Source organism: Ruegeria sp. CH6 (assembly GCF_056537005.1).
The window spans coordinates 1-10,392 of the sequence record NZ_JBQFQS010000032.1 but is presented as its reverse complement, the minus strand read 5'-3'; the positions used below and the strand labels follow the sequence as shown (position 1 = coordinate 10,392).

Here is a 10,392-nt window from a genome sequence, read left to right as displayed (position 1 = left end):
GAACGCCGCCTGAAGGCAATGCAGCAGTGGTAATCCCATGCGCCCGGACAAAAGCGTCTCCTTGCGCCGAAACCGCTATCGTCCCGGTGTTGGTAACCTCCCCTTCGATAGCACCCATTCCCAGACCAATGGCCGCAGCTGTTGCCACTTTCTGAGTATCAACTGACACTTGCACGGAACCAGAGTTTGAAATGCGAGCCGTATCTAATACGCCTCCGACAAACATTCCGGCAGCGTAGGCGGACGATCCTTGCGAGTTTTCGACCAACACCGCGATGTCCCCGCTGTTAGATAAATCACCACCGACGCGCGAGAATTGGATACCATGTGCGTAGGCGTAAGACATTTTGTTACCGCGTGCGGCAACCGAAAGCGTACCCGAGTTTTCATAGCTACCGCTTTGGTCAATAAATCGCGCACTCAATCCGGTTGCGGCCAAACTCGACCCACCAGATGCCGCTGCTGTTACTGAGATGCTGCCTGAATTGGCAAAAGCTCCGCTTATCCCCCGAAAGTTGCTGGAACGTATTCCCACCGCATACGCGCTGGATCCTCCGTTAGCGGCAACTGTGATGGTTCCTGTATTGTCGAACGCACCAGCGATTTCACCGGTTTCGATTCCCCGCGCTGTTGCCGAGTTCTGCCCTTGGGCCGTTACGGTAATGGCACCGCTATTGCTGAAGCTGCCGTTGATGTTTCGAACGCGCATTCCTGAGGACTCGGCTGTATCGCCCCGAGCCATCGCCACAATAGTTCCGCTATTGCTTAGCTGTCCGTCGATATCTGACGTAAAGATGCCATATGCGCTGGCGGTGGCAACGTCTGACGTAACCTGAACCGTCAAGCTGCCGCTGTTAGTCATCGTGCCAGATATCTGACCACCAATCAGAAATCCGTTGGCGTTCGCCTGCGACCCTTGAGCGTTTGCCAAAACAGAAATCGAACCGGTGTTGGACAATACCCCGCCAGCGGCGACAGACCTTGTACCGATGCCATCGGCAGCGACGTTGGAGCCCTGGGCCGCAACCGTGATGCTGCCATTATTGGTCAATGAGCCCGATACCGTCGAGGACCGGATACCTATGGCTTCAACGCTCGATCCATTGCCTGCTTGGATGGTGATAGAGCCCGAGTTGCTCAGCGCACCGCCTATTTCGCCAACATCAATACCGTATGCGGACGCTTGGCCGGCGGCGTTCAGTTGAATGGCAATGCTTCCAGAGTTCTGAAGCGTCCCATTCAATCTACCGGCATGAATACCTGTCGCACTACCCGATCCGGAAGCCGTAGCGACCAGAGTAATCGAGCCCGTGTTGATCAAAGTGTCGTCAACATTCCCCGTCGTGTTAATACCATAAGCGTTGGCGCGCCTTCCCCGTCCTGTTGCAGTGATATCACCGCTATTGTTCAATTCCCCCAATATGTTGCCCGTGAAAATTCCTATTGCGCCGCCATTGTCCAACCCAGCGCCGCTTGCCACGATGTCTCCGGCATTGGTGAGTTTGCCGCTAACATCGCTGACTTCGATGCCACGCGCAAAGCCTGCGCCATTACTTGACTGCGCATCAGCAAAAATCGACCCGCTGTTAGTTATAAGACCTGAGACGTTGCCGGCCGCTATCCCTCTGGCCTGTACCTGGGTGACACCACTTGCGGTGACGATAACTGGCGCTGAATTCGAAACACTGCCGGCAACATTGCCGAAATCGAACCCATCGGCATTAGCAGTTGTAGATGTAGCAAGCGCCTGAATGTTGACAGCGCCCGAATTGTCGAAACTCGCGCCGTTGCTCACACCCCTGATATCGAACCCACCTGCGTCAACGTTTCCGCCGATACCCCGCCCGGAAACCATCCCAGAGTTGGTCAATGTCCCACCAAGGCCGAATACTCTGGCTGCGTCATAGGCCGCTCTACCGGTGCTGCCTGCCGTCACATCGACAGTAAGCGCGCCACTGTTTTGCAGACGCCCAAAGAGATTGTTTACTTCGATTGCTCGCCCAATTACGCCGTTTCCACCAATTCCCGACACATTGATGGCCCCGGTACTGTTAAACCCACCTATCAGATCGTGACTGGCAACACCAACTGCGCGGGCACCAATTGTTCCGTTTGCAGATACGTTGAGGGGGCCGGAGTTTTCGACCGTCCCCGTGATTGGTGCAAAGGACATGCCAAACGCAACAGCCGACCCAAGACGGCTTGAGGTATTAACGGAAATGCTGCCGTTGTTACTTGCTGTCCCAGTCAAAATGCCGGTCTCTAGTCCAATTGCATTGGCTCTGCTGTCGTTGCTGCTCCGTACGTTGATTGTCCCGCTGTTTGACAGTGTACCATCGACTTGGTCCGCCAGAATCCCGTTTGCTGTGCCGCCCTGGACGGCGGCATTCTGAATGCTGATGACTCCGGTGTTTTCAACAGACCCGCTCAACGTGTTGTTAAGGTCAATACCGATCAGGAGAGCATTATCGTTTACCGTTTCGCCAAGGGAAATTGTACCAGAGTTCAGAATGGTGCCGGATAGGTCGCCGAATGTAGCGAGTCCGCTCCTGGCAAGGCTTGTTCCGCCTTGTGCCGATATGCGTCCAGCATTTATCAGAGTGCTGCTATAGTCGGGCACATTGATGAAGACTAAGGAGGACGCGCGCAGTGGGTTTACTTCAATTGACCCGGTACTCGTGATGGTGTGATCTTCATCCACACTACTGATCAGCGGCGTCGTTCGCGCCCCATTGACGACCTCTCCCAATGAGGCCCCCGCTGAAACCGCCAAAACAGAGGCTGAGCAGAGGAATAGCGAGGGCGCGATGCTCGCCACTTTCCCCTTCCACTTGGTTAGACGTCCCCCGTGCGCAAAAGCGCGTACCCGTTGCTCGACCTGCATGTATTCTGCCCCATCTGGCTAAAGCTTTTTGATGCGCACGCGAGGGTTTGATTACCCAGCGTCACCTACTCAATGCGCATTTGCTTGCACGCTCGACTATCCGTTGGAAGGGGTATTGACGGCGAGAATGTGGCCAATTAGCCCTTTTAAACACTAGGTTTAGGCCGCATACACTTTAGTTTATCAGATCTTGAGACTTCACTGCCTCGTGCGCTTCATGGGCTTTGAAATTCGCCTTGCCACTCTCTAAAACTTAGCACCCAAGGCGCTGCCCGAAGGTGGGTTAGGAGGTTTCGAGAAACTCCAAGACAGAACCATTAAATCGATGCGGGTTTTCCACAAACATGAAGTGGCTTCCACCCTCATCTTTCGGGATGACGACCAATTTAGCACCCGAGATTTGTGAGGCTATCCATTGTTGAGATTCCAGTGGATGGGGACTACCCTCCGCGGCAACAACAAGGACCGGATTTTGTATCTGCCCGACTACGCTGCGCCAGTCATGGAGACAGTTGTCCTCGAGGAGGCCAGCAGCACACATCCGCGGAAGTTTAAGATTTTCAGCAGCTACCGAAAGGAGTTTATCTTCTGGAAATTCTGCCGTGAACATGGGGCGCAGAATATCCGCATGCTTGGCGACGGAATCCGCATGGATGACACTATCAGTAAACCGCGCAAGCGCTTCAAGCGAATTGATTATGGATCCAGCATCTAGGCGCGTCTGGGCACTCCAGTTTGGCCTGGCAAGAAGTGAAGCGGGTTCATCAACAAAGATAAGTTTCCGAGGTGGGCGATCATGGCCAAACATCAACATATAAGACCAAAGAGCAGATGTTCCCAAAGAGTGACCTAAAATATCAAACTCAGTAAGCCCATATTCTTTGACAAAATCATATAGATCTTTAGCAAATCGACATATCCGGTAACCATATTCGGTCTTTTGTGATTCACCGTGCCCACGCCAATCTAGTGCGATAACTTTACGAATTTTACAGAAGGCCTCGAACTGGGCGGAGAACATTTGAGCGGATTGCGACCAGCCGTGCACCATTATGAGTGGAAAACCGGATCCGCCTTCTAAATAGCTGAGCTTAGTTCCATCTTGGATTCTCAATGAGCTCCTCTTCATCTGTGTCATGAAAGCTCCCTCATATGAGTTTAATTATTACAATCAGAACAAGCCCTGATAAATTTGATACTAATATTCCACAATAATAGTACTCGCAGCACAACAGGTTTAGTTTAGCAACACCGACAGGGCCGATGAGAATACAACGACTGTAAACCCCGCGATTTTTTTGAATGAAACTCACGATAGTAGTTTCAATTCAGTGTAAATACATCGATACAACCTTTAGACTTATATCAAATCGTGATTCTGTTGTTAGTCACCAGATCAGGTTTAAAAGTCGCTGAATCTACAAACCTGAAGGTTAGTCGTGTCGCGACTTGTATGGTTTCGCAGGCTTTGTTCTAGATGCCGTCCATTGCAGTCAAGTTGTGTTTTGATCTGAAACAACTTCAATGTTGCACTGGCAGTACCGTTGCGTGATCGAAAGTTGTTGGTTTGTTTTCTTCGAGTCCGACGAGGACCGGGTACTGCGATATCGATTGGCGACAAATGGCAGAGACAGCCAAGAAACGGGCCTTGCACAAGCTATATTTGCAACCAATTCTCGGTGTTGGCAGGCCGCCTACACCGCCGCGACACGGCAAACCGTCTCGGCGATATTGAAGTGCGCACCCACTATAAGTGTCGGTTCGAGCACCCGTCAGCGTCGATCGATTTCGCAGCAGACAAAACGGCTCAATCCAAGTGAGAAAGGGTGCCAACGCGGAAGCCGTCGTTGAACGTTGTTCGCACCAAAACACCAGTTATTCGCACCAAAGCGAGTTTTTCGACTCTCCAGCCAGTTTAGATGAAACCAACTAAGCTATAGGTTCCGCGGCGTGCAGGCCTTGAGAAATTTGTTCTTTCGAGCAGCACCCCAAGCGCAAAATTGGCCACGATAGAAACAGTTGTGTCGGGCTAGTTAACGTTTGACTATTTGAAACTCTGCAAACGTAAAGCTTGCTGGAATACAATTTGGGATTGGAGGAGGTCTACATGTCGTACACGTTCAAGCGTTATGCTACTCGCATATGGCATAAGTTTGAACGGCGAATCTATGCCTCGAGCCCACTCAATCCCTACTTAGCCACTCAAGATGGTGGTACTATTACCCCGACAAGAATCTGCTTGCTGATGACCCTGAACAGTCGCCGCCCCGCCCTTCAGTTATCCGCTAGCGGCGGTACGCCGATATGTCCGAACTGTTGATTTGTTGGGGAGTATAGTTCGTTGCTGACAAAGGCTGAACTTACAGTCTGGCTACGTGGCTTGATGAAAGACAAAGTTTTCATTTCAGCCTACGCTGTGGTCTTTCTTGCTCTCGTGATTGTGGAGCGGGGGCATGCAGTTCCTAATATCAGTCAGTTCCAGCATGCTCTGTACGTGTTGGCTTGGGTAATCGCGTTCTACGCATTCTATTTTTTTGCTGGGCCTGCTCTGTTCTACTGGTCTATTCGAAACTCAATATGCGTCTTTTGGACAGCATTGGGCAGTTATCTAATAATTTTGTTCTTAAAGACCTTTATTGCAACCTATTTACTGGCGGGCGGGTCATCACTTAAGCACGCAATCCTCTATTATTTTACGTCTGCATTCGTCTCGAGTGTAATTACCTACGCTATATTTTTGCACTTCAGAGCTCAGGCTATAACCGGGTTTGGATACGACCCCCTGAAATATCTGTTTCGTCGCCCTCCAAAGCAAACTGATTGTCCAATTCAATTAAAGCTCGACGTAACAAATCGAGGACCGTTGCTAATGCTGGAGGCTCAGAACCAATACGTGTCGGTTACAACGGAAAATGGGACACAGTTGATAAGAATGACACTTAAGAGCGCTGTGGAGAACTTGGACCCTGAAGACGGTTTGTTGGTCCACCGGTCGAGATGGCTATCGAAGAAGGAAATGGGTGAGATCGTTTACAGAAACGGAAACCCATACGTAGTGACCCCAGGTGGCGAGGCGTTTTCAATAAGTCGCAAGATGGTGTCCAAAGTTAAAGAAATAACTGAACGACGAAAGGCACAAACGACTGAAACCAAGCAGGCGGATAGGCCAACCAGAAGTAAACAGCCTCAATGCTAAATCGCTGCTCACAAAAATTCTCTCCTAGACCTGGATTCACTGAAACGACTCCTCCGATATGGCTCGGCTGGTCAATTGACAGGCCCTAACATACTACAACAAAAGCAAAAATCCGGCGCTCAGATTGTCGGCAACTTGAAAGATCCTACTATGTCGGCCTCCAAAGAACGTCTGGCGCTATCATTTTTTGCATCACTTGCCGCAGCACTCATAATGCTTCTGGAAGAGTTCAGCGAGGCGATGGGATTGGAGTGGGTGCATAACTGGGATGACTACCATATCTGGGCAATCATCGTGATGCTGTGCTTATTGGGTTCGATTGTGGTTCTTGGAGTTGAGTTGCTGCGCATGGGAACCCATGTGACCAAACTCGAAGGAAAAGCCACACGCGCCTCAGAAGCATTTGAAGAGCTTTTAGTAAGCTACTTTGAAAAGTGGTCGTTTACCAAAGCCGAGAGGGATGTAGCGCGGCTTCTTCTGAAAGGGTGTTCCACTGCTGAAATTGCTGCAGCAAGAGATGCGAAAGAGGGAACAGTCAAAGCGCAAACAAACTCAATCTATAGGAAGTCAGGTTTCTCTAACAAGGCACAGCTTTTCAGTGCCCTTCTGGAAGATCTAACCGGCGATGGGTCGAAGTAAAACGACCACTTCTCAAGACGCGATTATCTGACTTTCTGGCTAACACTTAGCTCCCGACTCCGTTACCGAGAAGCTGGAATGCGCTGACTTATACAGGGATTCGTAGCCTCTATCTTCCGGTGCATCGATCCAGAAGACTCCTTGATCTAACTCACGGTGACGCGCTGATGAAACGCGTCGGGCTTAAATCGGCCTGCTGCTCAGGCTTCAGCCGCCTATGTTGGAGCTACTCTCAATCTATAGCGAGTACGATTCCGGCAAGATTGATCCATCAGCCATAGCATTGGGTTCTTCCATCTTGGCCCAAAGCTTGAGGGTTGCATCAAAATACTGATGACCCGATCAAACGGGATTTCGAATGAAACGGCGAACTGTCATGCTCTCGTTTTGATCGCTAGCTGCGCAATGAATGCGTTCATTGTCATTGATAGAATCTTGAGGGCGGACACCTTCGTAAAACCGCTCTTCATGGTTTCAAACCAGCGAAGTTTCAACCTGCGATAAACTATGGTGTAAGCCGCATAAACCAAGGTTTTAATCCATCAAAACAGCCTCATTCTCGCCCTTTTTGACCCTTCAAGCCCGATGTTGAGTGTGCAAGCAAATACGCATTGAGGGGATGACGCTGGGGAAACAATCCTTCTCTCGCGCATCAAAAAGCTTTAGCCAGATGGGGCAGAATACATGCAGGTCGAGCAACGGGTACGCGCTTTTGCGCATGGTGGACGTCTAACCAAGTGGAAGGGGAAAGTGGCGAGCATCGCGCCCTCGCTATTCCTCTGCTCAGCCTCTGTTTTGGCGGTTTCAGCGGGGGCCTCTTTGGGAGAGGTCGTCAATGGGGCGCGAACGACGCCGCTGATCAGTAGTGTGGATGAAGATCATACCATCACGAGTACCGGGTCGATCAGCATCAATCGCTTGCCGGGGCCTGCCTTGGTTCAGGTCAACGTGGCGGATTATTCCAGCACAGTGACGAACGCCGGGCAACTGACAGCCCCAGAGGCGAACGCCAGGACCCGCGCAGCGATCGACATCAATGGTGATTTGTCAGGCACTGTCCTGAACTCGGGCTCTGTCACGATGGGTGCTGCATCCGGCGACTCAGCAGTGATCTTTGGAATAGATGTCTCTGGGAACACGACAGGTTCGGTACAGAACACTGGTGTTATTAATATCGCAAATTCTGCGCTGACCTCCGGTACCTCTACGGGTATTCTCGTCAATCAACTCGATGGCACACTGTCAAACAGCGGGACAATTATCCTGCAGGGCAGCAACGAAAGCAGAGCTATTGGTATCGGACTAACGGCCGACGTTGTGAACGGAACTGCAAGTAACAGTGGCAGCATTGTTGTTGATGTCTCAAGCTCTGTTGGGTCGGCGTTCGGATTTGGCATGTCCTTTGTGACAATCAACGGGACAGTCGATAGCTCTGGCCCCATTAATGCATCTGCATCCGGCGCTAATATTGTCCGAGCAGCCGGTGTTGAAATTGATCGTCTGCCAGGTGAGTTTAACAGTACCGGGGCCATCAATGTGTTGGCAGCTGGTACAAACCAGGCAACCGGGGGCGCAATTGTGGTAAACAACCTCTCCGGCCGTCTGCAAAACAGCGGCGCACTTACTGTCGAGATGACAGCAGGTAACACCGGAAGAGCAGACTATGATGTCATCAAAGTCTCCGGCCTGAGCGGAACACTGACCAACTCTGGGATGATTTCCGGTTTGGCTTTCGGCGGAAGTGCTACGGCAGATGGGTTCGATATCGGGGGCGTGGGCGACAGCGGGAATTTCAACAATTCGGGCGCTGTCAATATCCAGGCGGTGGCGACGACCTCAACCGCAAATGCCGGCGGGTTTGATTTCGGCAATGTCGCCGGCAGTGTTTCGAACAACGCGGCCGTCAATGTCGTCGCTGCGGGGGTCACTTCGGCCACTGCCCGGGGGATTCAGGCACGCGACATCTCGGGCACTCTGCTCAACAGCGCTGGGATTTTTGCTGATGCAAGGGCCAGCAACGGGTCGGCCACAGCATATGGGTTTCAAGTTGATGAGGTGAATAACCAGCTGACCAATGATGGTCCATTGGTGATCGCGGCGAACGGTACGCGCAATGGCGTAGCAACCGGGATATCGACAAGTCTCGTGCAGGGTGCTCTGACCAACAACGGAGCCATCACAGCATTAGGCCGAGGAAGCAGCGCAACTGCGATCGGGATAGAGAGCGGAAATGTCGACGGTTCCCTGATCAACACCAACACGATCAAATTGGATGCCCTTGCCACCTCGTCGTCAGCGTTGGCTACAGGCATCGATATCGGAAGGCTGAACGGAACACTTCAAAACTCGGGCAATATCAGCGTTCGTGCAGATGCTGTCAGCCATGCGTCCGCGTACGGTATTGATGTTGGCGAAATAGGCGGCGCGCTGAGCAACTCGGGCTCTATCACCATCCAGGTGGACAACGGGTCGAGCGTAGAGGCTATCGGCATTCGATCCTCGACGGTGTTGGGGACACTGTTCAACAGCGGCAGCATCACAGTTGCCAGTCAGGGATCCAGCGGCTCGGCCCAAGGAATTCGCACGGGATCCATTGCAGCAAATGGAACTTTGACAAACACCGGTACGATCACAGCTGTCGCCGAAGGGCAAGGGTCTGGCGCAAGCGTTGATGGAATCAGGACTCTGGGCCGTTTGGTGGGTACGTTGGAAAACAGTGGCCAAATCACGGTCCAAGCGATCGACACCGACTCGGCCAACTCTACTGGTATCCTGACAGCTGCCGTGGACGGTTCGCTGACCAACAGTGGGACCATAACGGCATCCGCTGGCGGAGGATCCTTTGCGTTTGTAGAAGGGATCGAAGTGAGAGGAAATGTCGACGGTTCCTTTGATAACAGTGGCGCAGTAACGGTTCAGGCCGTTGGTACAAGCTCGGCGTATGTAGACGGGATCAACACGACTGATATTGGCGGCACATTCACCAACTCAGGCGTCATCTCGGTATTTGCGCAGGCTGATTTTGCTGGTGCAGAAGGGATTGCCTTGGACGATGTTCAGGGTTCGGCTGGCAATTCGGGGGACATCTCAGCGAGAGCGTCAGGAGATACCACTGCGCGCGCCAGCGGTATCGCCCTCGGTTTCATCGACGGCAGATTTTCAAATTCCGGCAGTATCGTCGCGAGCGCTGCGGTAACCGCTTCGAACCCTTCCATTCCCTTCCAGCGCGCTGTTGCCACCGGGATTTATGTCGACAACATCAACGAAGATCCAATGGGTGGTTTCGGAGTGTTCGAGAACTCGGGCGCGATTGCGGCCTCGGCCTCAGGTTTGAACGCCTCCGCTTTGGGGATGCGATTTTCTCACGTTGGAGGCAAACTGACCAACAGCGGTAGTGTTTCTGTCAACGCTGTCGCGGACCAGGGTTCTACAGCCTTTGCAGCTGGCATTCAGGGCGCAAACGTTCGCGATAGCGGGAACGTATTAAACTCCGGCACCCTGCAGGTTTCAGCAGCGGGCCAAAACGTTGCAACCGTTGCAGCCGTCGGGATGTCTTTTGATCAGATCGATACGAGTTTAAAGAACACCGGGACGATAGCGGTTTCGGCGCAAGGAGACGCTTTTGTCCGGGCGCATGGGATTACCACTGCTGCATTGCCTTCAGGCGGCGTTC

5 protein-coding genes are annotated in these 10,392 nt (G+C 52.1%); 3 read left to right on the top strand and 2 right to left on the bottom strand.

All coding sequences use genetic code 11. The annotated features are described in order from the left end of the window. A partial coding sequence (locus ACR0CW_RS22805; RefSeq protein WP_480789549.1) for a beta strand repeat-containing protein occupies positions 1-2,818 on the bottom strand: 2,818 nt, incomplete at its 3' end. A 349-nt stretch (positions 2,819-3,167) separates the two neighbouring features. Further along, positions 3,168-4,022 carry an alpha/beta fold hydrolase gene (locus tag ACR0CW_RS22800; RefSeq protein WP_480789548.1) on the bottom strand — a complete coding sequence of 285 codons (855 nt, stop codon included), beginning with the start codon at positions 4,020-4,022 and terminating at the stop codon, positions 3,168-3,170. 1,245 nt (positions 4,023-5,267) lie between these two features. Here ACR0CW_RS22800 and ACR0CW_RS22795 point away from each other — a divergent pair. The 3 genes from ACR0CW_RS22795 to ACR0CW_RS22785 form a co-directional block, all read left to right on the top strand. After that, positions 5,268-6,080 carry a LytTR family DNA-binding domain-containing protein gene (locus ACR0CW_RS22795; protein WP_480745055.1) on the top strand — a complete coding sequence of 271 codons (813 nt, stop codon included), beginning with the start codon at positions 5,268-5,270 and terminating at the stop codon, positions 6,078-6,080. A 150-nt stretch (positions 6,081-6,230) separates the two neighbouring features. Continuing rightward, positions 6,231-6,719 (top strand): helix-turn-helix transcriptional regulator, encoded by a 489-nt coding sequence (locus ACR0CW_RS22790; RefSeq protein WP_480745052.1) that lies wholly within the window; start codon positions 6,231-6,233, stop codon positions 6,717-6,719. A gap of 684 nt (positions 6,720-7,403) precedes the next feature. Then, positions 7,404-10,392: beta strand repeat-containing protein (locus tag ACR0CW_RS22785; protein WP_480789547.1), on the top strand; the 2,989-nt coding region annotated here is incomplete at its 3' end.

Bases quoted from the DNA above. Each gene is read 5' to 3' on its own strand.
- ACR0CW_RS22795 (WP_480745055.1), top strand. From the start codon at position 5,268: ATGAAAGACAAAGTTTTCATTTCAGCCTACGCTGTGGTCTTTCTTGCT.
- ACR0CW_RS22800 (WP_480789548.1), bottom strand. From the start codon at position 4,022: ATGACACAGATGAAGAGGAGCTCATTGAGAATCCAAGATGGAACTAAG.
- ACR0CW_RS22790 (WP_480745052.1), top strand. From the start codon at position 6,231: ATGTCGGCCTCCAAAGAACGTCTGGCGCTATCATTTTTTGCATCACTT.